The following is a 23,302-nucleotide window of genomic DNA, read 5'->3' as shown; positions in this document are numbered from 1 at the left end:
TTTCTTTCCTTTTAGATTTGGTTATAAAAAATAATTCACCCTTTATTTAAGTGTTAAATAGTAGTTAATTGTTATGAAATGTGTGTTTTTGCTGATGTTTTGTTATGATGAAAAAAACGCAAAGAATTTGGTGTGATAATTTTGGAAGGGAATTTTAAGACTTGTTAAAATCTTGTTTTGACACTGATGTGGATAATGGAGTTGGAAAGTTTTATTTCCTGGTTTTTTGTACTTCCGTTAGCATAAACGATATTGAAGAGTCCGTTTTTGGTTAGCAGCCCGAAACCGAAACCAAGACCGAGTAAGTTGTCTTTTAAATTGGAGGTCTTGTCCTGGAAATAGGCGAAGTCGGTAATGGAATGAACGTAAATGTTGGAAGCCAGTACGTAGCGGTACTCGATGAGTAGTCCGGAGTATAAATTGGCCTGCAGGCTGTTTTCGTTAAATCCGCGGATGGAGTTGATTCCTCCGAAGCGGTATAATTCGTTAATGATGTAGTTGTTGCTTTGCAGGTAAAAAGTCTGATTCCGCAGGTTAAAGATGTTTCTCCTGTTGAGGTAAATGTTGTGGGCGGCATTGATCTGGAAAAAATACTGATCGTTGCTTTCTATTTTTGATTTCCGGGAGCCGATACCGCCTTTTAACAGCAGGCTGGTTCTTTCCGGGAAAAGGAAATCGTCCGGGTTATAGGCGTAGTATTCGTAGGAGCTGGTAATAAAGGAATTGTTGTAGTTGCTCAGTGTGCTGGAATTTGCTTTTTGAATGTCTACAGATTCGGTTTCCTGGTAGCCAAGGAATACTTTTGAGTTGTAATTAAAGTAATAACCGAGATTGATGTCGGTTGAGGTGTTTTGAAAGGTACTGTCCTGTTTGAATATTTTTAAATTTCCTTTGATCCCCAGCGGACTTTTAAAGAGGTAGGGGATTTCTGCGCCCAGATTGAAGGTGGTTTGTTCTTTTCCGTCGTTTTTCCAGTACAGGTTGAATTTCTCTCCGGAGTTCAGGATGTTGTTTAGCAGCAGGTCAAGGTAACCGTTAAATTTTACGGCACCGTTGTCGTCATTGGAAAAGCCTACAAAGCCGTCAAAGCGATTGGGTTTTGCTTTTTCCAGGTAAACATAAACTTTGGTGCTGTCTTTTGTGAAAAGGATTTCCGGATATTTTGTCTGGTTAACAAAAGGCAGTGCATTAAAGCTGTTGTGGATTAGTTTCAGGTTTTCCTGGTTAAAGGTTTTCTTCCGGTTTTGTTTTAAAATGTTTTTGCGGATGCCTTCCGGGAATTTGGTGTATCCGGCAATGACGATGTCGTTCAGGCTGCGCTTTTTTTCTGTGTGGATTTCCAGCTGTGCGGTTAACGCGTGGTTTATTTTTTTATAGTCTGTTAATTGAAGTGAGCTAAGGGAGTATCCTTTTTTTTCGAGTGTCTGTATTCCCTGGTTCATAAAGGCTTCTGTTTCGGATAGAGGAATCTGCAGCGTATCGTTTTTGAAATGTAACAGTTCTTTTTCTTCGGCGGTTATGTTACCTATATATATATGTATAAGGCTGGTTTTCTTTCCGATAGCATACGTGAAGGTAAAAGTACTGTCGTTTGTTTTGGATTGCTCCAGCAGTCTGCTTTCCAGGTAGCCTTTCTTAAAAAGGGAAGTGGCGAAGGTGTTGTTCTCGTCCAGTATGGATTTGGCATTGGCGTGCTTGTGCTGGTAGCCGATGCTGTCGATGGTTTTGTTTTCGGAGATGGCTGCTCCTTCAATTTTCAGGTACAGATTTTGGGCTTTACCGGAGTGGCAGAGGAGTATGAAAAATGAAAGTAGGAGTAGCTTTTTCAAAGACTAAATTGTTTTGGTAAAAATAACGTAAAAATTACAAAAAAGTATGCCGGAGTTATTTGTGTATTAATGTGGTTGAAAATTAATGTTTTATGATTTGATTTTTGAAAATTAATTTATACATTTGCAACCCCGTAAAAAGCGGGAATTTAATAACGTTAGAAATTTTATTAAAAAATTATGCCAACAATTCAACAATTAGTAAGAACAGGGAGAGCCCAGATAACTAAGAAGAGTAAATCGGCTGCTTTAGATTCTTGTCCTCAAAGAAGAGGGGTTTGTACGCGTGTTTACACTACTACGCCAAAGAAACCAAACTCTGCAATGCGTAAAGTTGCGCGTGTACGTTTGACAAATGGTAATGAAGTGAATGCTTACATCCCAGGAGAAGGACACAATCTACAAGAGCACTCGATAGTATTAGTTAGAGGCGGAAGGGTAAAAGATTTACCAGGTGTTAGATACCACATCGTTCGTGGTGCTTTGGATACTGCCGGAGTTAACGGTAGAACTCAAAGAAGATCTAAATATGGTGCTAAACGCCCTAAAGACAAAAAGTAATTTTTAAAAACTTTTAAAGAAAAGACATGAGAAAAAGACAGGCCAAAAAAAGACCTCTTTTACCAGATCCGAAATTTAACGATCAGTTAGTAACACGTTTTGTGAATAACTTAATGTGGGACGGTAAAAAATCGACTGCTTTCAAAGTATTCTATGATGCTTTAGAGATCGTTGAGACTAAAAAGCAAGATGCAGAAAAATCTTCATTGGAAATCTGGAAAGATGCATTAACAAATGTTATGCCTCACGTAGAAGTAAGAAGCCGCAGAGTTGGTGGAGCTACATTCCAAATCCCAATGCAAATTCGTCCGGATAGAAAAATTTCTATGGCGATGAAATGGATGATTCTTTATGCCAGAAGAAGAAATGAGAAATCTATGGCAGGGAAACTTGCTTCTGAAATTTTAGCTGCTGCAAAAGAAGAAGGTGCTGCTGTTAAAAAGAGAATGGATACTCACAAAATGGCAGAAGCGAACAAAGCATTCTCTCACTTTAGATTTTAATTCATAAGAAACATTAGAAATGGCTAGAGATTTAAAATATACTAGAAATATTGGGATTGCTGCTCACATTGATGCTGGTAAAACAACAACAACAGAGCGTATCTTATTCTATACGGGAAAAACACACAAAATTGGTGAGGTGCACGAAGGTGCTGCAACAATGGACTGGATGGAGCAAGAAGCAGAAAGAGGTATTACTATTACTTCTGCTGCAACAACTTGTACCTGGAATTTCCCTACAAATCAAGGAGCTTCTACTCCTGATACCAAAGACTACCACTTTAATATTATCGATACTCCGGGACACGTTGACTTTACAGTTGAGGTAAACCGTTCGTTACGTGTATTAGATGGATTAGTTTTCTTGTTTAGTGCTGTTGATGGTGTTGAGCCACAGTCGGAAACTAACTGGAGACTTGCTGACAACTATAAAGTTCCTCGTATGGGGTTTGTTAACAAGATGGACCGTCAGGGTTCAAACTTCTTAGCAGTTTGTCAACAAGTAAAAGATATGTTGAAATCAAACGCTGTTCCATTGGTATTGCCAATTGGTGATGAGGCTGATTTCAGAGGAGTTGTTGATTTGATCAAAAATCAGGCTATTGTTTGGCATGATGAGACTCAAGGAGCTACTTTTGATATCGTTCCTATCCCTGAGGATATGGTTGCTGATGCAAAACAATACAGAGCACAGTTAATTGAAGAAGTTGCTGCGTATGACGAAAACCTTTTAGAGAAATTCATGGAAGATGAAAGCTCTATTACTGAGGAAGAAATCAACAATGCATTAAGAAGAGCAACTATCGATATGGCTATCATCCCGATGTTGTGTGGTTCTTCATTTAAAAACAAAGGAGTTCAGTTCATGTTGGATTCAGTTTGTAAATTCTTGCCTTCTCCATTGGATAAAGAGGCAATTGAAGGAACAAATCCTGATACCGAGGAGCCAATTTCTCGTAAGCCATCTGTTACAGAGCCTTTCGCTGCTTTAGCATTTAAAATCGCTACTGACCCTTATGTTGGTCGTTTAGCATTCTTCAGGGCTTATTCTGGACGTTTGGACGCAGGTTCTTATGTGTTGAATAACCGTTCTGGGAATAAAGAGCGTATTTCCCGTATCTACCAAATGCACGCTAACAAACAAAATCCTATCGAATATATTGAGGCAGGAGATATTGGAGCTGCTGTTGGATTTAAAGATATCAAAACGGGTGATACCTTATCTGATGAGAAACACCCTATCGTATTGGAATCTATGGATTTCCCTGATCCGGTAATTGGTATCGCTGTTGAGCCTAAAACTAAGGCAGACGTTGATAAAATGGGTATGGCTTTAGCTAAATTAGCTGAAGAGGATCCTACGTTTACAGTGAGAACTGACCATGCTTCAGGACAAACTATTATTTCTGGTATGGGTGAGCTTCACTTAGACATTATCGTGGATCGTATGAGACGTGAGTTTAAAGTAGAAGTAAACCAAGGTGAGCCTCAGGTTGAGTACAAAGAAGCTTTCACAAGATCTGCTCAACACAGAGAAACTTACAAAAAACAGTCTGGTGGACGTGGTAAATTCGGTGATATCGTATTTAGAATTGAGCCTGCTGATGAAGTTGACGGAAAAGTGCCGGTTGGATTACAGTTTGTTAACGAAGTTAAAGGTGGTAACGTTCCTAAGGAATATATCCCGGCTGTAGAAAAAGGATTTAGAGAAGCTATGAAATCAGGTCCGTTAGCTGGATATGAAGTTGATAGTTTAAAAGTTACTTTATTGGATGGATCTTTCCACCCGGTGGATTCCGATGCACTATCTTTCGAATTGGCTGCTAAAATGGGATATAAAGAGTCTGCTAAAGCTGCAGGAGCTGTTATCCTTGAGCCAATCATGAAATTAGAGGTATTAACTCCGGAAGAAAATATGGGTGATATTGTTGGGGATTTGAACCGTCGTAGAGGTCAGATCAACAACATGGATGATAGAAATGGTGCTAAAGTTGTTAAAGCTAGTGTGCCGCTTTCTGAAATGTTCGGATATGTAACAACATTGAGAACATTATCTTCAGGTAGAGCAACTTCTACAATGGAGTTCTCTCACTATGCTGAAACGCCAAACAATATTTCTGAGGAAGTAATTAAAAAAGCAAAAGGTAACGCTTAATTTTTAGGAAAATGAGTCAAAAAATCAGAATAAAATTAAAGTCTTACGATCACAGCTTAGTAGACAAATCTGCTGAGAAAATCGTAAAAACTGTAAAGAGTACAGGTGCTGTGGTAACAGGTCCAATTCCGTTGCCAACACACAAAAAGATTTTCACTGTATTGCGTTCTCCGCACGTAAACAAAAAATCTAGAGAACAATTCGAAGTGAGTTCATACAAAAGATTATTAGATATCTATTCTTCATCTTCAAAAACAATTGATGCTCTAATGAAGTTAGAGTTACCAAGTGGAGTAGAGGTAGAGATCAAAGTGTGATAAAAATCGCATTTTAAAGTATTTAAGCATTAAGTTTTTTTATTTAAAACTTAATGCTTACTTTTGCGCACTCAAAAAATAAATATTTCAATAAGTAATTAATAATTAGTTTTATATGTCTGGGTTAATTGGTAGAAAAATCGGCATGACTAGTATTTTCGATGAAAACGGGAAAAACATTCCTTGTACAGTAATCGAAGCTGGACCATGCGTTGTTACCCAAGTCAGAACCAATGAGGTTGACGGGTATGAAGCGTTACAACTTGGTTTCGATGACAAAACAGAAAAACACGCTACTAAAGCGGACTTAGGTCACTTTAAAAAAGCGGGTACTGTTGCGAAAAAGAAAGTCGTTGAATTCCAAGATTTTGTAACTGAACACAAATTAGGTGATGTGATCACTGTAGATTTGTTTGAAGAAGGTGAGTTTGTAGACGTGCTAGGTGTGTCAAAAGGTAAAGGTTTCCAAGGGGTTGTTAAACGTCACGGTTTTGGTGGTGTTGGACAGGCTACTCATGGTCAGCACAACCGTTTGAGAGCGCCAGGTTCTGTTGGAGCATCATCTTATCCATCTAGAGTATTCAAAGGAATGCGTATGGCTGGAAGAACAGGAGGAGAAAATGTAACAGTTCAAAACCTTAGAGTTTTAAAAGTGGTTGCTGAAAAGAACTTACTTTTGGTTAAAGGAGCTATTCCTGGACACAAAAACTCTTACGTAATCATTCAAAAGTAATGGAAGTAAAAGTATTAGATATCAACGGAAAAGATACTGGAAGAAAAGTTCAACTTTCTGATTCAGTATTCGCAATTGAGCCTAATAATCACGCAGTATATCTTGATGTTAAACAATATTTAGCAAATCAAAGACAAGGTACTCACAAAGCTAAAGAGAGAGCTGAGGTTACTGGAAGTACGCGTAAGATTAAAAAACAAAAAGGAACCGGTACTGCTCGTGCAGGAAGTGTTAAGTCTCCTTTGTTTAAAGGTGGAGGTACAGTTTTTGGACCAAGACAAAGAAGTTATTCTTTCAAATTGAACAAAACTTTAAAGAGATTAGCTAGAAAATCTGCTTTCTCTATCAAAGCAAGTGAGTCCAATTTAGTAGTTCTTGAAGACTTTACTTTTGAAGCTCCAAACACTAAAAATTTCATTAATGTATTGAAAGCTTTAGGGTTAGAAAATAAAAAATCTTTATTTGTGTTGGGTGAATCAAATAAAAATGTATATTTGTCGTCACGCAATTTAAAGGCTTCTAGTGTTGTAACTACTTCAGAATTAAGTACTTATGCTATTTTAAATGCAAATAGTTTAGTGCTTTTGGAGGGTTCTTTAGAAGGAATTGAAGAAAATTTAAGCAAATAATAGGGTATGAGTATCATAATTAAACCTATCATTACTGAAAAAATTACCAAAGAGGGTGAAGTATTCAACCGCTTTGGTTTCGTTGTTGATAAGAAAGCAAACAAAATTCAGATCAAAAATGCAGTTGAGGCTGCTTACGGAGTGAATGTAGTTGCTGTAAACACAATGAATTACAGAGCTGATAGAACGGTTAAATTTACTAAGAGTGGTTTAATCAGTGGAAAGACTAATGCTTACAAAAAAGCAATTGTTCAAGTACAAGAAGGAGAAACAATAGATTTTTATAATAATATCTAATAGAACATGTCAGTTAGAAAATTAAAACCTATTACCCCGGGTCAGCGTTTTAGAGTTGTTAATAGCTTTGACACTATTACAACTGATAAGCCGGAGCGTTCTTTGATCGCACCGAAAAAAAACTCTGGAGGTAGAAATAGTCAAGGAAAGATGACCATGCGCTACACAGGTGGTGGTCACAAACAAAAGTATCGTATTGTTGATTTCAAAAGAACTAAAGTTGGAATTCCGGCTACAGTGAAAACAATCGAATACGATCCGAATCGTTCAGCGTTCATTTCGTTATTGTACTATGCAGATGGTGCTAAAACGTATATCATCGCTCAAAATGGTTTACAAGTGGGACAAACTGTAGTTTCTGGTCCTGAAGCGGCTCCAGAAATTGGTAATACTTTACCTTTAAGTAAAATTCCTCTAGGAACTGTTATTTCTTGTATTGAGTTAAGACCTGGTCAGGGAGCTGTAATCGCTCGTTCTGCTGGTACTTTTGCTCAATTAATGGCGAGAGACGGTAAATATGCTACAATTAAAATGCCTTCAGGTGAAACAAGATTAATCTTGTTAACTTGTTCTGCAACTATTGGAGCAGTATCTAACTCAGATCATCAATTAGTTGTATCAGGAAAAGCTGGTAGATCTAGATGGTTAGGAAGAAGACCGAGAACAAGACCGGTTGCAATGAACCCAGTAGATCACCCGATGGGTGGTGGTGAAGGACGTTCTTCTGGAGGTCACCCACGTTCTAGAAAAGGTTTACCTGCTAAAGGTTATAGAACTCGTTCTAAAGTTAATCCGAGTAATAAGTATATCGTAGAACGTAGAAAGAAATAATAAGTAAGATATGGCACGTTCATTAAAAAAAGGACCTTTTGTACACTATAAATTAGATAAGAAAGTTCAGGAAAATATCGAAAAAGGTAATAAAGGAGTTGTTAAGACTTGGTCTAGAGCTTCAATGATTACTCCGGATTTTGTTGGACAAACTATCGCAGTTCACAACGGTCGTCAATTTGTACCTGTTTACGTAACAGAAAACATGGTAGGTCATAAATTAGGAGAGTTTTCACCAACAAGATCTTTTAGAGGTCATGCTGGAGCAAAAAATAAAGGTAAAAAATAATAAGAAGCTATGGGAGTTCGTAAAAGAGAAAGAGCCGAGCAGATTAAAGAAGCTAACAAGCAAATTGCATTTGCTAAGCTGAATAACTGCCCTACTTCACCTAGAAAAATGCGCTTAGTGGCAGATTTAGTTAGAGGTCAGAAGGTAGAAAAAGCTCTTAATATATTAAGATTTAGTTCAAAAGAAGCTTCTCGCAAATTAGAGAAATTGTTGTTATCGGCTATTGCTAACTGGCAAGCTAAAAACGCAGACGCTAATATGGAAGAAGCAGGCTTATTTGTAAAAGAGATCCGTGTTGATGGTGGTATGATGTTGAAAAGACTTCGTCCGGCTCCACAAGGTCGCGCACACAGAATCAGAAAACGTTCTAACCACGTTACAATCGTGATTGGAGATATTAATAACACACAAAGCAATTAATAAAGATGGGACAAAAGACAAATCCAATCGGAAATCGCCTTGGTATCATCAGAGGATGGGATTCTAACTGGTATGGTGGAAATGACTACGGTGATAAACTTGCCGAAGATCACAAAATCAGAAAGTACATTCATGCTCGTTTATCAAAAGCTAGTGTATCTAAAGTAATCATCGAGAGAACTTTGAAACTTGTAACCGTTACTATCACTACTGCCAGACCTGGTATCATTATCGGAAAAGGTGGTCAAGAGGTAGACAAGTTAAAAGAAGAACTTAAGAAAATTACTGACAAAGAGGTTCAAATTAACATCTTTGAAATTAAAAGACCTGAACTTGATGCTTACTTAGTAGGTACAAGTATCGCTCGTCAGATTGAAAGTCGTATTTCTTACAGACGTGCAATTAAAATGGCTATTGCTGCTGCTATGCGTATGAACGCTGAAGGTATCAAAGTTATGATTTCTGGTCGTTTGAACGGTGCTGAAATGGCACGTTCAGAAATGTTCAAAGAAGGACGTATTCCTCTATCAACTTTCAGAGCTGACATCGATTACTCACTAGCTGAAGCACATACTACTTATGGTAGAATGGGTATCAAAGTGTGGATCATGAAAGGTGAAGTTTACGGAAAAAGAGATCTTTCCCCGTTAGTAGGTATGGACAAAAAACAGTCTAAATCTACAGGATCTTCTTCTTCTCCAAAAGGAAATGGTAGACCTAACCAACGCAAAAGAAAGTAATTTTTAAACTAAAGAAAAATGTTACAGCCTAAAAGAACAAAATACCGTAAGGTACAGAAAGGTAAAATGAAAGGCATTTCTCAAAGAGGACATGAACTTTCTAATGGAATGTTTGGTATCAAATCTTTAGATTCGTCATTTATTACTTCTCGTCAAATCGAAGCTGCGCGTATTGCTGCAACTCGTTACATGAAAAGAGAGGGACAATTATGGATTAAAATTTTCCCAGATAAACCTATCACCAAGAAACCTCTTGAAGTACGTATGGGTAAAGGTAAAGGTGCAGTTGAATACTGGGCTGCAGTTGTGAAACCTGGAAGAATTATGTTTGAAGTTGGAGGAGTTCCTCTTTCTGTTGCAAAAGAGGCTTTACGTCTTGCTGCACAAAAACTTCCTGTTAAAACTAAGTTTATCGTTGCTAGAGATTTCGAAGCATAATCAATTTTTATTATGAAACAATCAGAAATTAAGAATCTATCTGCAGCTGAGTTACAAGGACAACTTAGTCAGTTAAAGAAGACATATGCCGACCTAAAAACAGCTCACGCTATTTCTCCAATTGAAAACCCGTTACAGTTAAGAACTGTAAGAAGATCGATTGCTAGAGTTGCCTCTGAGCTAAGCAAAAGAGAGTTACAATAATTGTATTCTGCTGAAAGATGGAAAAAAGAAATTTAAGAAAAGAAAGAATAGGTGTAGTTACAAGCAACAAAATGGAAAAATCTATTGTTGTTTCTGAAACAAGAAGAGTAAAACACCCGTTATATGGTAAGTTCGTGTTAAAGACTAAAAAATATGTTGCGCACGACGAAACAAACGATTGCAATATTGGAGATACTGTAAGAATTATGGAGACACGTCCATTAAGTAAATCTAAATGTTGGAGATTAGTTGAAATCATTGAAAGAGCGAAGTAATTATGGTACAACAAGAATCTAGATTAAAAGTAGCAGATAACACGGGAGCTAAAGAAGTTTTAACTATCCGTGTTTTAGGAGGAACGAAACGTCGTTATGCCTCTGTTGGAGATAAAATTGTAGTGTCAATTAAAGATGCAACACCAAACGGAAACGTTAAGAAAGGTGCTGTATCCACTGCAGTTGTTGTACGTACCAAAAAAGAAGTGAGAAGAGCCGACGGTTCATACATCAGATTTGACGATAACGCTTGCGTATTGTTAAATGCTGCTGGTGAAATGAGAGGAACTCGTGTTTTTGGTCCTGTAGCAAGAGAACTTCGTGAAAAACAATTCATGAAAATTGTATCATTAGCACCAGAAGTGCTTTAATTCGTTGTAAAAATGATAAAGCTAAAAATTAAATCAGGAGATATCGTAAAAGTAATCGCTGGAGACCATAAAGGTGCTGAAGGTAAAGTTTTACGTGTACTTCGCGAGAAAAATAAAGCGGTAGTTGAAGGTGTTAACATGGTTTCGAAACATACTAAACCAAGTGCAAAAAACCCTCAAGGTGGTATCGTTAAAAAAGAAGCTCCAATTCATATCTCTAATATCGCTCTAGTTGATCCTAAAACTAAGGAAGCAACAAGAGTAGGAGTTAAAGTAGAAGGAGATAAGAAAGTGAGATTTTCAAAAAAATCTAATCAAGTATTATAGTGATGGCTTATATACCTAGACTAAAAGAAGAATATAAGAGCAGAGTAATTGCTGCTCTTACAGAAGAGTACGGTTACAAAAACGTTATGCAGGTTCCTAAACTTGAAAAAATCGTTGTAAGCCGTGGTGTTGGTGCAGCTGTATCAGATAAGAAATTAGTTGATCATGCAGTTGAAGAATTAACAAAAATTACAGGTCAAAAAGCAGTATCTACCATTTCTAAAAAAGACGTTGCGTCTTTCAAATTAAGAAAAGGTATGCCAATTGGTGCTAAAGTAACTTTACGTGGAGAAAGAATGTATGAATTCTTAGATCGTTTGATCACTTCTGCATTACCACGTGTAAGAGATTTCGGTGGTATCAAAGCAACTGGATTTGATGGTAGAGGTAATTATAACCTAGGAGTTTTGGAGCAAATCATTTTCCCTGAAATTGATATTGACAAAGTAAACAAAATTGCTGGTTTCGATATTACTTTTGTAACTTCAGCATCAACAGATAAAGAAGCGAAGTCATTATTAGTACAATTAGGATTACCTTTTAAAAAGAATTAAGTTATGGCTAAAGAATCAATGAAAGCCCGCGAGGTAAAAAGACAAGCGTTGGTAGACAAGTATGCTGAAAAAAGAAAAGCTTTGTTAGAAGCTGGAGATTATGAAGGTTTACAAAAGTTACCAAAAAATGCTTCTCCTGTTCGTTTACACAATCGTTGTAAATTAACCGGAAGACCAAGAGGGTATATGCGTCAATTCGGTATTTCACGTGTAACTTTCCGTGAAATGGCTAATAATGGATTGATTCCAGGGGTTAGAAAAGCTAGCTGGTAATATAAAAGAATTATAAATTGATTAAAGGTTCGGTAAATGAGTATTTACCGAAAACCATAATCGCAAATTAATACATATGTATACAGATCCTATTGCAGATTTTTTGACAAGAGTTAGAAATGCGGTACGTGCTAACCACAAAGTGGTTGAAATTCCTGCTTCTAATTTGAAAAAAGAAATCACAAAGATTTTATTTGATCAAGGCTATATTTTAAGCTACAAATTTGATGACAGTACTGTTCAAGGTACCATCAAAATCGCTCTTAAGTATGATAAAGAAACTAAAGAGTCTGTAATTAAAGATATCCAAAGAATTAGTAAACCAGGTTTACGTAAGTACGCTGGTGCTGCTAACCTACCGAGAATCTTAAACGGTTTAGGTATTGCTATCGTTTCTACATCAAAAGGTTTGATGACTGGAAAACAAGCGAAGCAATTAAATGTTGGTGGTGAAGTAATTTGTTACGTATACTAATTAAAAGACTTACACATGTCAAGAATAGGTAAAAATCCAATTGTAATTCCAGCTGGCGTAACTGTAGAAGTTAAAGAAGGTGTAGTTACAGTAAAAGGAAAATTAGGTGAACTTACTCAGGAATTTTCAGATGTATCTGTTAAAATTGAGGATGGTCAAGTAATCGTTGAGAGATCTTCTGATCATAAAGATCAAAGAGCAAAGCACGGTTTATACAGAGCTTTAATCAGCAATATGATTGTTGGTGTTGCTGAAGGATTTACAAAACAATTAGAATTAGTTGGAGTTGGGTATAGAGCATCAAATCAAGGTCAAAGACTTGATGTTGCTTTAGGTTTCTCTCACAACATCGTTCTTGAAGTAGTTCCAGAAGTAATTGTAGAAACAGTTTCTGAGAAAGGTAAAAACCCAATCATTAAGTTAGCTTCACACGACAAACAACTTTTAGGTCAAGTTGCGGCAAAGATTCGTTCTTTCCGTAAGCCTGAACCATACAAAGGAAAAGGTGTTAAATTTGTGGGTGAAGTATTAAGAAGAAAAGCAGGTAAATCAGCTTAAAAATTAAGACTATGTCATTAACAAAATCTGAAAGAAGACAAAGAATACAGTTCAGAATCAGAAAGATTGTAAGCGGAACTGCTGCTAAACCAAGACTTTCTGTTTTTAGATCTAATAAAGAAATCTATGCGCAAATCATAGATGACGTTAACGGTGTAACCTTAGTTGCAGCTTCTTCAAGAGAGAACGGAGTAACTAAAGGAACGAACGTAGAAACAGCTGCTGCAGTTGGAAAACTAATTGCAGAGAAAGCTTTGAAAGCAGGTATTGATACCATCACTTTCGATAGAGGTGGTTATTTATACCATGGACGTGTTAAATCATTAGCCGAAGGAGCTAGAGAAGCTGGACTTAAATTCTAAGAATTATGTATCATAATTATAAAAATGTAGAACTAGTAAAACCAAGTGGTCTTGAATTAAAAGACCGTTTGGTAAGTGTTAATCGTGTTACTAAAGTTACAAAAGGTGGTAGAGCTTTCGGTTTTTCTGCTATTGTAGTTGTAGGAGACGAAAACGGTGTAGTAGGTCATGGTCTAGGTAAATCTAAAGATGTGTCTGAAGCTATTGCTAAAGCAGTAGAAGATGCAAAGAAGAATCTAGTTAGAATTCCTTTGGCAAGTCATACTATTCCTCACGAACAAAAAGGTAAATTTGGTGGAGCACGTGTATTCTTGATGCCTGCATCACATGGTACCGGAGTTATTGCTGGTGGTTCTGTAAGAGCCGTAGTAGAATCTTTAGGTATTCATGATGTATTGTCAAAATCACAAGGTTCATCAAACCCACACAATGTTGTTAAAGCTACTTTTGATGCTTTATTACAATTGAGAAGTGCTCACACTGTTGCAAAACAAAGAGGTATTTCTTTAGAGAAAGTATTCAAAGGTTAATTCAAGGAAATTATGGCAAAAATTAAAGTAAAACAAGTAAAAAGTCAAATCAACTGTCCTCTTACACAAAAGAGAACATTAGAAGCTTTAGGTCTTCGTAGATTAGGACAAGTTGTTGAGCATGAAGCAACTTCTGCTATCCTTGGAATGGTAAATAAAGTTCAACACTTAGTTTCTGTAGAAGAAACTAAATAATAACAGTATTCGTTATGAATTTAAGTAATTTACAACCAGCTGAAGGGTCAACACACAATCAAAATAAAAGATTAGGTAGAGGAGAAGGTTCTGGTAAAGGTGGTACTGCTGCACGTGGTCACAAAGGAGCTAAATCTCGTTCTGGTTATTCTAAAAAGATTGGTTTTGAAGGAGGTCAAATGCCTTTACAAAGACGTGTACCTAAGTTTGGTTTCAAAAACATCAACCGAGTAGAGTACCAGGGTGTTAATTTAGACACACTTCAATTATTAGTTGATAATGGAGTTGTTACTGATACTGTTGATTTTTCAGTTTTAGTAGACAATCGTTTAGCAACAAAAAATAGCTTAGTAAAGATTTTAGGAAGAGGAGAGCTTAAAGCAAAACTAAAAGTAACTGCTCACAAATTTACTGCTACTGCAAAAGCGGCTATCGAGGCTGCAGGTGGAGAAGTAGTAACTTTATAATCTTTATAGACAGATGAAGAAATTTATAGAATCATTAGTAAATGTTTGGAAGATAGAAGAACTAAAAAATAAAATTTTAGTTACTCTAGGATTGTTATTAGTTTATCGTTTAGGTGCGCAAGTAACACTTCCAGGTATTGATGCTACTAAATTGCAAAGTTTATCTAGTCAAACAGATCAAGGTATTGGTTGGTTAATCAATGTATTTACAGGTGGTGCGTTCTCGCAGGCATCTGTATTTGCATTGGGTATCATGCCGTATATTTCAGCGTCAATTGTAGTTCAGTTAATGGGAATCGCGGTTCCTTATTTACAGAAACTACAAAAAGACGGTGAGAGCGGAAGAAAAAAGATCAACCAAATCACAAGATGGTTAACTATTGGTATTACCCTATTGCAAGGTCCAGGTTATATTTATAACTTGTATAAACAATTGCCTGCTGATGCCTTTTTATTAGGATTTAGTTCATTCTCATTCTTATTCTCATCTGTAATCATCTTAGTTACAGGTACGATTTTTGCAATGTGGTTAGGTGAAAAAATTACTGATAAAGGTATTGGAAACGGTATTTCTTTGTTGATCATGGTGGGTATTCTTGCCCGATTGCCTCAGGCTTTCATTCAGGAATTCTCTTCCCGTGTAACAGAAAATAACGGAGGGCCTATGCTTATCGTTTTAGAAGTAATTATTTGGTTATTAATCATCATTGCTTGTATTTTATTAACCATGGCTGTTAGAAAAATACCGGTACAATACGCTCGTCGTACAACAGCCGGAGATTTCGAACAGGACATGATGGGAGGTAACAGACAATGGATTCCTTTAAAGCTTAATGCTTCAGGAGTTATGCCGATTATCTTCGCACAAGCAATTATGTTTATTCCTGCTGCAGTTGCTGGTTTGTCAACTTCAGATGCGGCTCAAACTATCACTACGAGCTTCCAAAATATCTTTGGATGGCAGTATAATTTAGTTTTTGCCTTATTAATCATAATTTTTACTTACTTTTACACCGCAATTACAGTACCTACAAATAAAATGGCAGATGATCTGAAGCGTAGCGGAGGTTTCATCCCTGGAATTCGTCCGGGTGTTGAAACAGGAGACTACCTGGATAAAATCATGTCACTTATAACTTTTCCAGGTTCGTTATTCTTGGCTTTAATAGCTGTGTTCCCAGCTATTGCAGTAAGCCTTTTAGGAGTACAACAAGGGTGGGCAATGTTTTATGGCGGAACATCGTTACTTATTATGGTGGGTGTTGCAATTGATACTATTCAACAAATAAATTCTTATTTATTGAATAAACATTATGATGGTTTGATGAAAAGTGGTAAAAATAGAAAAGCAGTAGCTTAATTTTTATGGCAAAACAATCAGCAATAGAACAAGACGGATCAATCATTGAAGCATTGTCAAATGCGATGTTCCGTGTAGAATTAGAAAATGGACACATAGTAATTGCTCATATCTCTGGTAAAATGCGTATGCATTATATCAAATTATTACCTGGTGATAAAGTGAAGTTAGAGATGAGCCCTTACGATTTGTCTAAAGCAAGAATTACTTATAGATACTAAAGGCTATTAAAATGAAAGTAAGAGCATCAGTTAAAAAAAGAAGTGCCGAGTGCATTATTGTGCGTAGAAAAGGAAGATTATACGTTATTAATAAAAAGAATCCTAGATTTAAACAAAGACAAGGATAGTTATGGCAAGAATTGCAGGGGTAGATATACCTAAAAACAAAAGAGGAATCATCGCTTTAACCTATATCTTCGGAATTGGGAATAGTAGAGCTAAAGAGATTTTAGAAAAAGCTAACGTAAGCGAAGATAAAAAAGTTCAAGACTGGAATGATGACGAGATCGGAGCGATCCGTGAAGCCGTTTCTTATTTCAAGATTGAAGGTGAATTACGTTCTGAGATTTCATTAAACATCAAACGTTTAATGGATATCGGATGTTATAGAGGAATTCGTCACAGAGCTGGACTTCCATTAAGAGGTCAAAGAACTAAGAACAACTCTAGAACAAGAAAAGGTAAAAGAAAAACTGTTGCTAACAAGAAAAAAGCAACTAAATAATAAGTAGTAGTATGGCTAAGGCAAGTACAAAAAAACGTAAAGTTATCGTTGAATCAACAGGCGAAGCTCATATTAATGCTACCTTTAACAACATCATCATCTCGTTAACAAACAAGAAAGGTGAAGTTATTTCTTGGTCTTCAGCTGGTAAAATGGGCTTTAGAGGTTCTAAAAAGAACACTCCTTATGCAGCTCAAATGGCAGCAGAAGATTGTAGCAAAGTAGCGTTAGAAGCAGGTCTTAAAAAAGTAAAAGTTTACGTAAAAGGTCCTGGAAATGGTAGAGAATCTGCCATCAGATCTCTTCATAACGGAGGAATAGAAGTTACAGAAATTATTGATGTAACTCCAATGCCACACAATGGTTGTCGTCCTCCAAAAAGAAGAAGAGTTTAATTATAATAGTATAACCTAAGGTAGGAATAAGATTATCGGAGGAAAGACCTGAATTCATAATCCCTACCTTTTTTTAATTTTTAGCAATGGCAAGATATACTGGTCCACAAACTAAAATTGCTCGTAAATTTGGCGAAGCAATCTTCGGAGATGATAAAGCCTTCGAAAAAAGAAATTACCCTCCAGGGCAACATGGTTTAGCGAAAAAAAGAGGTAAAAAATCTGAGTACGCTATTCAGTTAATGGAAAAGCAAAAAGCTAAGTACACTTACGGAATTTTAGAACGTCAGTTCAGAAGTTTGTTTGAAAAAGCATCTGCATCAAGAGGTGTTACAGGTGAAGTTTTAATCCAATTATGTGAGTCAAGACTTGATAACGTAGTATACAGAATGGGTATCGCTCCTTCTCGTCGTGCTGCACGTCAAATCGTTTCTCACAGACATATCACGGTTAATGGAGAAGTAGTAAACATTCCTTCTTATCACTTAAAACCTGGTGACAAAGTTGCAGTTCGTGAAAAATCAAAATCTCTTGAAGCTATCGAACGTTCGTTATCTAATTCTAGCACTGTTTACGAATGGATTACTTGGAACAATGAAACTAAAGAAGGTACTTTCGTTTCTGTACCTGCTAGACTTCAGATTCCAGAAAACATTAAGGAGCAGTTAATCGTAGAGTTGTACAACAAATAATAATTAGACATCAGTCGAAATAAATATGGCAATATTTAATTTTCAAAAGCCCGATAAAGTTATCATGATCGATTCAACCGATTTTGAAGGTAAATTTGAATTTAGACCTTTAGAACCGGGATATGGATTGACTGTTGGTAACGCATTAAGACGTGTTTTGCTTTCTTCTTTAGAAGGATATGCAATCACTTCGGTTCGTATTGAAGGAGTGGATCACGAATTCTCTACAATATCAGGAGTGGTTGAAGATGTAACAGAAATTATATTGAATCTTAAACAAGTACGTTTCAAACGTCAGATCGAAGATATCGATAACGAATCTGTTTCTATCTCTTTTTCAGGTAAGGATCAATTGACAGCTGGAGATTTTCAAAAGTTTATCTCTGGTTTTCAGGTACTAAACCCGGATTTGGTTATCTGCAACCTTGATAGCAAAATTACCATAAACATGGAATTAACTATTGAGAAAGGTCGTGGTTACGTTCCTGCAGAAGAAAACAAAAAACAAAACGCACCTATAGGAACTATTTTTACAGATTCTATTTACACACCAGTAAAGAACGTAAAATATTCAATAGAAAATTTCCGTGTTGAGCAAAAAACTGACTACGAAAAATTAGTTTTTGAAATCATTACAGATGGTTCTATTCACCCTAAAGATGCATTAACAGAAGCAGCTAAAACGTTGATTCATCACTTTATGTTGTTCTCTGACGAAAGAATTACACTTGAGGCTGATGAAATTGCACAAACAGAGTCGTATGATGAAGAGTCATTACATATGAGACAATTGCTTAAAACTAAGCTTGTTGATATGGACTTATCTGTAAGAGCATTAAATTGTTTAAAAGCGGCTGAAGTTGATACACTTGGCGATTTAGTATCATTTAATAAAAATGATCTGATGAAGTTCCGTAATTTCGGTAAAAAATCATTAACAGAACTTGATGAATTAGTTGCTGTTAAAGGTCTTACTTTCGGGATGGATTTAACTAAATATAAATTAGATAAAGAATAATCTAGTCCGCTTTATGCGCGATTAAATTGTATAGCAATGAGACACGGAAAAAAAATAAATCATTTAAGCAGACAGTCAGGACATAGAAAATCTATGTTGGCTAATATGGCTTGTTCTCTAATCGAGCACAAGCGTATCAATACTACTGTTGCTAAAGCTAAAGCTTTAAAGCAATTTGTAGAACCATTGGTAACGAAATCTAAAGAAGATACTACTCACAATCGTCGTGTTGTTTTCTCTTATTTGAGAAACAAATATGCGGTTACTGAATTGTTCAGAGAAGTTGCAGCAAAAGTTGGAGATCGTCCGGGTGGATATACTCGTATTATTAAATTGGGTAACCGTCTTGGAGATAACGCTGATATGGCAATGATCGAACTTGTAGATTTCAACGAATTGTACAACGGAGGTAAAAAAGAAGTTAAGAAAGCAACTACCCGTCGTGGTAGAGCAAAAAAAGCTGAAACAACTGCTGAAGCTCCCGCTGCTGATACTACTGAAAATACAGAAGTTACTGAATAATCATGAAACAATTGATTCTTCAATAAAAAATAAGGATGAACTTTTTAAGTTTGTCCTTTTTTTTTGCCCTTTTGAAACCGTTTGAGCCACTAGCACGCAGAATTATAAAATCTTTTTTACTTGTTTTAATTGAATCGTTTCAGAAAGAAATAATTTAGATTAAATTTGCAAAATTTTACAACACAACAAAAAATGAAATATTCAAATCGAAATCAAGCCATCCTTTTATTAAGCGACGGAACTGTTTTTTATGGTAAATCCATAGGAATCGAAGGAACTACCTTCGGCGAAGTCTGTTTTAATACCGGAATGACGGGATATCAGGAAATTTTTACAGACCCTTCTTATTTTGGTCAATTAATGGTAGCTACCAATGCTCATATCGGTAACTACGGAGTTCATGAAGACGAAGTTGATTCAGACGGGATCAAAATTGCCGGACTGGTATGCAAAAACTTTAGTTTTAATTATTCAAGACCTGATGCTTCTGAAAGTCTTTTCGATTATTTCGATAAAGTAAAACTGGTTGCCATTTCCGATGTCGATACCAGAGCTTTAGTGAGCTATATCCGTGACAACGGTGCCATGAATGCAGTGATCTGTACAGACGGTACACCGCTTGAAGATTTGAAAAAACAACTGGCTGCAGTTCCGAATATGAAAGGTCTGGAACTGGCTTCTACCGTTTCTACTAAAGAAGCATATTACTTTGGTGACGAAAAGGCAACTTACAAAATTGCCGCACTCGACCTTGGAATCAAAACCAATATCCTGCGATGCCTGGCAGAAAGAGATGCTTATATTAAAGTATTCCCTTATAATGCTACTTTTGAAGAGCTGAAAGCATTTAACCCTGACGGTTACTTTTTGTCGAACGGGCCTGGTGATCCGGATCCGTTAAAAGACGTACAGGAAGTGGCACGCCAGATTTTAGCAACCGATACACCTGTTTTCGGAATTTGTTTGGGACACCAGATCATTGCCCTGGCAAATGGTATCTCAACCTATAAAATGTTTAACGGTCACAGAGGGATTAACCACCCTGTAATGAATGTTATTACCAATAAAGGGGAAATTACCTCACAGAACCATGGTTTTGCAGTGGTGCGTGAAGAATTGGAAAAACACCCGGATTTTGAAATAACACATGTTCACCTGAACGACGGTACTGTTGCGGGTATGCGTATGAAAAACAAAAGCTGTTTCTCGGTACAATACCACCCGGAAGCAAGTCCCGGACCTCACGATGCGCGTTATTTATTTGACCAATTCATCGAAAACATTAAATTAGCTAAAAAATAAATTCGTTACACACCTAACGAAAGAAGTTAACCAAATTAAAGTATCAGATTATGAGCATGATTATAAAAGTTCACGCAAGACAAATATTAGATTCAAGAGGTAATCCTACCGTAGAAGTAGATGTATATACAGAAAATGGTGTTTTAGGAAGAGCAGCAGTGCCTTCCGGAGCATCAACCGGAGAACATGAGGCAGTAGAATTGCGCGATGGCGGAAAAGCCTACATGGGGAAAGGAGTTTTAAAAGCAGTTGAAAATGTAAATACAACTATTGCTTCGGAAATTGTTGGGATGTCGGTTTTTGAGCAAAATGCGATTGATAAAATGATGATTGAATTGGATGGAACACCAAACAAATCCAATTTGGGAGCAAACGCTATTTTAGGAGTATCGCTGGCAGTGGCAAAAGCAGCTGCTAACGAATTGGGAATGCCGTTGTATCGTTATGTTGGTGGTGTATCTGCCAATACCTTGCCGGTACCGATGATGAACATTATTAACGGAGGATCACATTCTGATGCGCCTATCGCTTTTCAGGAATTTATGATCATGCCGGTAAAAGCTCAGAACTTTACACATGCCATGCAAATGGGTACGGAAATATTCCATAACCTTAAAAAAGTATTACACGACAGAAAATTAAGTACTGCTGTTGGCGATGAAGGTGGTTTTGCACCAAATTTAGCCGGAGGTACCGAAGATGCTCTGGATTCTATTAAATTAGCGGTAGAAAATGCAGGGTATACTTTCGGGGAAGATATTAAAATTGCATTGGACTGTGCCGCTTCTGAATTTTATGTAGACGGAAAATACGATTACACTAAATTTGAAGGCGCCACCGGGAAAATCAGAACCTCAGAAGAGCAGGCGGCTTATTTGGCTGAATTAGCGGCTAAATACCCGATTATTTCAATCGAAGACGGGATGTATGAAGACGACTGGAACGGCTGGAAGCTGTTAACAGAGAAAATCGGTGATAAAGTACAATTGGTAGGGGACGATTTGTTTGTAACAAACGTACAACGCCTGTCAAGAGGAATTGAAGAGAATATTGCCAATTCCATTTTAATTAAAGTAAACCAGATCGGAACCTTAACCGAAACGATTGCAGCGGTAAACATGGCGCATAATGCCGGATATACTTCTGTAATGTCACACCGCTCCGGAGAAACGGAAGACAATACCATTGCCGACCTGGCTGTGGCGTTAAATTGCGGTCAGATCAAAACCGGATCGGCTTCCCGTTCAGATCGTATGGCAAAATACAATCAATTGCTTAGAATAGAAGAAGAATTAGCCGAAGTGGCTTATTTCCCTCAGGAAAGAGCTTTTAAAGTGAAATAAAGCAATTAAAGCGATATTTGAAAAAACCTGATAGTTATTATCAGGTTTTTTTGTTTGTAAAAAGGAATTCCTGTGATAAAGCTAACTTTTTTAAGGGATAAATAACGGTTTGAAAGAGCCTGTATTTTGAGGCCGGTTTTCCGGTGGTTAAAAATGTGAAAAATGTAATTTTTACCCCCAATTTTTACGGAATAATTAACGATTTCCTTATGTGATTTTCTTGAGATATCCGTTGGAATTTCTTAAATTCGCAGATAACAAAAATATTTTACATTTAATTCCTAATACAAACATGTCAAAAACTGCAATATTAGAAATTGATGGCAACAAATATGAATTTCCGGTAATCGAAGGAAGTGAGAAAGAGGTTGCTATCGATATTGAGAAATTACGTGCTGCAACTGGCGCGATTACGCTTGATCCGGGGTATAAAAATTCAGGATCTTGTAAGAGTGAAATTACTTTCCTTGACGGAGAAGAAGGTATCCTTCGTTATAGAGGTTATGCTATTGAAGATTTAGCTGAGAAAGCCAACTTTTTAGAAGTTTCTTATTTGGTTATTTTCGGTGAATTGCCAACAGCTGCTCAGTTAGAAAAATTCGAAAACGATATTCGAAAATATACTTTGGTAAATGAAGAAATGAAAAACATCATTGATGGTTTTCCTAAAACGGCTCATCCAATGGGTGTTTTATCTTCATTGACAAGTGCTTTAACCGCATTTAACCCGAAAGTTGTCAATGTAGAAAACGAAGACGAAATGTACACTGCTGTTTGTAAAACAATGGGTAAATTTTTAGTTTTAGCTACATGGACTTTCAGAAAAACATCTGGTTTCCCATTAAACTACTACGATAACACCAAAGGTTATGTAGAGAACTTTTTACGTTTAATGTTCGAATTGCCAACAAGTCCTTATACAATTAACCCGGTTATCGTGGATGCATTGGATAAATTGTTTATCCTACATGCTGATCACGAACAAAACTGTTCTACTTCAACTGTGAGAATGGTTGGATCTTCACATGCAGGTTTATTCGCTTCCATTTCGGCAGGAGTTTCCGCTTTATGGGGACCACTTCACGGAGGAGCAAACCAGGCAGTATTGGAAATGCTGGAAGAAATCCAGAAAGATGGTGGTGATGCAGATAAATACCTTGCAAAAGCGAAAGATAAGAACGATCCTTTCCGTTTAATGGGATTTGGTCACCGTGTGTACAAAAACTTCGATCCGCGTGCTAAAATCATTAAAAAAGCTGCAGATGAAGTATTGGCAACATTAGGAGTTAATGACCCAATCTTGAACATCGCTAAAAAACTTGAAGAATCTGCTTTACAGGATGAGTATTTCAAATCAAGAAACCTGTATCCAAACGTAGATTTCTATTCCGGAATTATCTACCGTGCTTTAGGAATCCCTACGGATATGTTTACGGTGCTTTTTGCTATCGGACGTCTTCCGGGATGGATTGCACAATGGAGAGAAATGCGTGTTAACAAAGAACCTATCGGTCGTCCGCGTCAGGTATATGTTGGACACCCGTTGCGTTCTTTTAAACCAATGAACGAAAGATAGTAAGCTGTCAATATTTGAGTCGTCCTAAAATAGGT

Annotated in this window: 36 protein-coding genes; 35 read left to right on the top strand and 1 reads right to left on the bottom strand. The window is 36.8% G+C overall.

Annotated features, from left to right (window positions below):
- Positions 1-164 precede the first annotated feature (164 nt).
- Entirely contained in the window at positions 165-1,829 is a 1,665-nt protein-coding gene (locus B3394_RS03620) for a hypothetical protein (RefSeq protein WP_273246399.1), read from the bottom strand.
- A gap of 180 nt (positions 1,830-2,009) precedes the next feature.
- On the opposite strand from B3394_RS03620, the gene rpsL reads away from it, so the two are divergent.
- From rpsL to B3394_RS03445, 35 genes are all read left to right on the top strand, one after another.
- A complete protein-coding gene (gene rpsL, locus B3394_RS03615) occupies positions 2,010-2,390 on the top strand; it encodes a 30S ribosomal protein S12 (RefSeq protein ID WP_114757561.1) in 381 nt (126 codons plus the stop codon).
- Positions 2,391-2,416: 26 nt separating this feature from the next.
- Positions 2,417-2,893 carry a 30S ribosomal protein S7 gene (gene rpsG, locus B3394_RS03610; RefSeq protein WP_177732432.1) on the top strand — a complete coding sequence of 159 codons (477 nt, stop codon included), beginning with the start codon at positions 2,417-2,419 and terminating at the stop codon, positions 2,891-2,893.
- Positions 2,894-2,912: 19 nt separating this feature from the next.
- A complete protein-coding gene (gene fusA, locus B3394_RS03605) occupies positions 2,913-5,048 on the top strand; it encodes an elongation factor G (RefSeq protein WP_177732435.1) in 2,136 nt (711 codons plus the stop codon).
- 11 nt (positions 5,049-5,059) lie between these two features.
- Positions 5,060-5,365 (top strand): 30S ribosomal protein S10, encoded by a 306-nt coding sequence (gene rpsJ / locus B3394_RS03600; RefSeq protein ID WP_020213633.1) that lies wholly within the window; start codon positions 5,060-5,062, stop codon positions 5,363-5,365.
- Between the two features lie 115 nt (positions 5,366-5,480).
- Positions 5,481-6,098: a 50S ribosomal protein L3 gene (gene rplC / locus B3394_RS03595; RefSeq protein WP_177732437.1), complete on the top strand. Its 618-nt coding sequence runs from the start codon at positions 5,481-5,483 to the stop codon at positions 6,096-6,098.
- Positions 6,098-6,727, top strand: coding sequence for a 50S ribosomal protein L4 (gene rplD / locus B3394_RS03590; protein WP_177732439.1), 630 nt, complete (start codon positions 6,098-6,100; stop codon positions 6,725-6,727). The genes rplC and rplD overlap by 1 nt, the downstream gene beginning before the upstream one ends.
- 6 nt (positions 6,728-6,733) lie before the next feature.
- Positions 6,734-7,024: a 50S ribosomal protein L23 gene (gene rplW / locus B3394_RS03585; protein WP_177732442.1), complete on the top strand. Its 291-nt coding sequence runs from the start codon at positions 6,734-6,736 to the stop codon at positions 7,022-7,024.
- Between the two features lie 6 nt (positions 7,025-7,030).
- Positions 7,031-7,855, top strand: a complete 825-nt coding sequence (gene rplB, locus B3394_RS03580; protein WP_177732445.1) for a 50S ribosomal protein L2 — start codon at positions 7,031-7,033, stop codon at positions 7,853-7,855.
- 10 nt (positions 7,856-7,865) lie between these two features.
- The gene (rpsS, locus tag B3394_RS03575) at positions 7,866-8,144 is read left to right on the top strand and encodes a 30S ribosomal protein S19 (protein ID WP_014085019.1); all 279 of its coding nucleotides are present in this window, start codon (positions 7,866-7,868) and stop codon (positions 8,142-8,144) included.
- A gap of 9 nt (positions 8,145-8,153) precedes the next feature.
- Positions 8,154-8,564 carry a 50S ribosomal protein L22 gene (gene rplV, locus B3394_RS03570; RefSeq protein WP_136403049.1) on the top strand — a complete coding sequence of 137 codons (411 nt, stop codon included), beginning with the start codon at positions 8,154-8,156 and terminating at the stop codon, positions 8,562-8,564.
- A 5-nt stretch (positions 8,565-8,569) separates the two neighbouring features.
- A complete protein-coding gene (gene rpsC / locus B3394_RS03565) occupies positions 8,570-9,304 on the top strand; it encodes a 30S ribosomal protein S3 (RefSeq protein ID WP_177732448.1) in 735 nt (244 codons plus the stop codon).
- 18 nt (positions 9,305-9,322) lie between these two features.
- Positions 9,323-9,742, top strand: a complete 420-nt coding sequence (gene rplP / locus B3394_RS03560; protein ID WP_177732451.1) for a 50S ribosomal protein L16 — start codon at positions 9,323-9,325, stop codon at positions 9,740-9,742.
- Between the two features lie 12 nt (positions 9,743-9,754).
- Positions 9,755-9,946: a 50S ribosomal protein L29 gene (gene rpmC / locus B3394_RS03555; protein ID WP_177732454.1), complete on the top strand. Its 192-nt coding sequence runs from the start codon at positions 9,755-9,757 to the stop codon at positions 9,944-9,946.
- 17 nt (positions 9,947-9,963) lie between these two features.
- Positions 9,964-10,221 (top strand): 30S ribosomal protein S17, encoded by a 258-nt coding sequence (rpsQ, locus tag B3394_RS03550; protein ID WP_177732457.1) that lies wholly within the window; start codon positions 9,964-9,966, stop codon positions 10,219-10,221.
- A gap of 2 nt (positions 10,222-10,223) precedes the next feature.
- On the top strand, positions 10,224-10,592 hold the full coding sequence (rplN, locus tag B3394_RS03545; protein WP_007803649.1) for a 50S ribosomal protein L14: 369 nt from the start codon (positions 10,224-10,226) through the stop codon (positions 10,590-10,592).
- A gap of 12 nt (positions 10,593-10,604) precedes the next feature.
- Positions 10,605-10,919, top strand: coding sequence for a 50S ribosomal protein L24 (rplX, locus tag B3394_RS03540; RefSeq protein WP_177732459.1), 315 nt, complete (start codon positions 10,605-10,607; stop codon positions 10,917-10,919).
- Between the two features lie 2 nt (positions 10,920-10,921).
- Complete coding sequence (gene rplE / locus B3394_RS03535) at positions 10,922-11,473, top strand: 50S ribosomal protein L5 (protein ID WP_177732462.1); 552 nt, start codon at positions 10,922-10,924, stop codon at positions 11,471-11,473.
- A gap of 3 nt (positions 11,474-11,476) precedes the next feature.
- Positions 11,477-11,746, top strand: a complete 270-nt coding sequence (gene rpsN / locus B3394_RS03530; protein WP_177732466.1) for a 30S ribosomal protein S14 — start codon at positions 11,477-11,479, stop codon at positions 11,744-11,746.
- 76 nt (positions 11,747-11,822) lie between these two features.
- Positions 11,823-12,221, top strand: a complete 399-nt coding sequence (gene rpsH, locus B3394_RS03525; protein ID WP_177732469.1) for a 30S ribosomal protein S8 — start codon at positions 11,823-11,825, stop codon at positions 12,219-12,221.
- A gap of 15 nt (positions 12,222-12,236) precedes the next feature.
- Positions 12,237-12,779 carry a 50S ribosomal protein L6 gene (rplF, locus tag B3394_RS03520; RefSeq protein ID WP_177732471.1) on the top strand — a complete coding sequence of 181 codons (543 nt, stop codon included), beginning with the start codon at positions 12,237-12,239 and terminating at the stop codon, positions 12,777-12,779.
- Between the two features lie 11 nt (positions 12,780-12,790).
- Positions 12,791-13,141: a 50S ribosomal protein L18 gene (gene rplR / locus B3394_RS03515; RefSeq protein WP_177732474.1), complete on the top strand. Its 351-nt coding sequence runs from the start codon at positions 12,791-12,793 to the stop codon at positions 13,139-13,141.
- Between the two features lie 5 nt (positions 13,142-13,146).
- The gene (gene rpsE / locus B3394_RS03510; RefSeq protein WP_177732477.1) at positions 13,147-13,671 is read left to right on the top strand and encodes a 30S ribosomal protein S5; all 525 of its coding nucleotides are present in this window, start codon (positions 13,147-13,149) and stop codon (positions 13,669-13,671) included.
- Positions 13,672-13,683: 12 nt separating this feature from the next.
- Positions 13,684-13,866 (top strand): 50S ribosomal protein L30, encoded by a 183-nt coding sequence (gene rpmD, locus B3394_RS03505; protein ID WP_177732479.1) that lies wholly within the window; start codon positions 13,684-13,686, stop codon positions 13,864-13,866.
- 14 nt (positions 13,867-13,880) lie between these two features.
- Positions 13,881-14,333, top strand: a complete 453-nt coding sequence (gene rplO / locus B3394_RS03500; RefSeq protein ID WP_177732481.1) for a 50S ribosomal protein L15 — start codon at positions 13,881-13,883, stop codon at positions 14,331-14,333.
- Between the two features lie 13 nt (positions 14,334-14,346).
- Positions 14,347-15,693, top strand: coding sequence for a preprotein translocase subunit SecY (secY, locus tag B3394_RS03495; RefSeq protein WP_177732484.1), 1,347 nt, complete (start codon positions 14,347-14,349; stop codon positions 15,691-15,693).
- A gap of 5 nt (positions 15,694-15,698) precedes the next feature.
- On the top strand, positions 15,699-15,914 hold the full coding sequence (gene infA / locus B3394_RS03490) for a translation initiation factor IF-1 (protein ID WP_007136545.1): 216 nt from the start codon (positions 15,699-15,701) through the stop codon (positions 15,912-15,914).
- Between the two features lie 11 nt (positions 15,915-15,925).
- Positions 15,926-16,042 carry a type B 50S ribosomal protein L36 gene (ykgO, locus tag B3394_RS03485; RefSeq protein ID WP_002987490.1) on the top strand — a complete coding sequence of 39 codons (117 nt, stop codon included), beginning with the start codon at positions 15,926-15,928 and terminating at the stop codon, positions 16,040-16,042.
- A 2-nt stretch (positions 16,043-16,044) separates the two neighbouring features.
- On the top strand, positions 16,045-16,419 hold the full coding sequence (gene rpsM, locus B3394_RS03480) for a 30S ribosomal protein S13 (protein ID WP_177732487.1): 375 nt from the start codon (positions 16,045-16,047) through the stop codon (positions 16,417-16,419).
- A gap of 11 nt (positions 16,420-16,430) precedes the next feature.
- The gene (gene rpsK / locus B3394_RS03475; protein WP_023570324.1) at positions 16,431-16,814 is read left to right on the top strand and encodes a 30S ribosomal protein S11; all 384 of its coding nucleotides are present in this window, start codon (positions 16,431-16,433) and stop codon (positions 16,812-16,814) included.
- Between the two features lie 86 nt (positions 16,815-16,900).
- A complete protein-coding gene (gene rpsD, locus B3394_RS03470; RefSeq protein ID WP_177732490.1) occupies positions 16,901-17,506 on the top strand; it encodes a 30S ribosomal protein S4 in 606 nt (201 codons plus the stop codon).
- A gap of 25 nt (positions 17,507-17,531) precedes the next feature.
- On the top strand, positions 17,532-18,524 hold the full coding sequence (locus B3394_RS03465; RefSeq protein WP_177732494.1) for a DNA-directed RNA polymerase subunit alpha: 993 nt from the start codon (positions 17,532-17,534) through the stop codon (positions 18,522-18,524).
- Positions 18,525-18,560: 36 nt separating this feature from the next.
- Positions 18,561-19,046, top strand: coding sequence for a 50S ribosomal protein L17 (gene rplQ / locus B3394_RS03460; RefSeq protein WP_177732498.1), 486 nt, complete (start codon positions 18,561-18,563; stop codon positions 19,044-19,046).
- Positions 19,047-19,238: 192 nt separating this feature from the next.
- The gene (carA, locus tag B3394_RS03455) at positions 19,239-20,348 is read left to right on the top strand and encodes a glutamine-hydrolyzing carbamoyl-phosphate synthase small subunit (RefSeq protein WP_286912977.1); all 1,110 of its coding nucleotides are present in this window, start codon (positions 19,239-19,241) and stop codon (positions 20,346-20,348) included.
- A gap of 50 nt (positions 20,349-20,398) precedes the next feature.
- The gene (gene eno / locus B3394_RS03450; RefSeq protein WP_177732504.1) at positions 20,399-21,691 is read left to right on the top strand and encodes a phosphopyruvate hydratase; all 1,293 of its coding nucleotides are present in this window, start codon (positions 20,399-20,401) and stop codon (positions 21,689-21,691) included.
- 292 nt (positions 21,692-21,983) lie between these two features.
- Positions 21,984-23,267 carry a citrate synthase gene (locus B3394_RS03445; RefSeq protein ID WP_177732507.1) on the top strand — a complete coding sequence of 428 codons (1,284 nt, stop codon included), beginning with the start codon at positions 21,984-21,986 and terminating at the stop codon, positions 23,265-23,267.
- Positions 23,268-23,302: the final 35 nt, after the last annotated feature.

The organism is Flavobacterium sp. UBA4197, from assembly GCF_002379575.1.
In the GTDB taxonomy this organism is placed as follows: domain Bacteria; phylum Bacteroidota; class Bacteroidia; order Flavobacteriales; family Flavobacteriaceae; genus Flavobacterium; species Flavobacterium inviolabile.
This window is presented reverse-complemented; position numbering and strand designations above follow the sequence as displayed.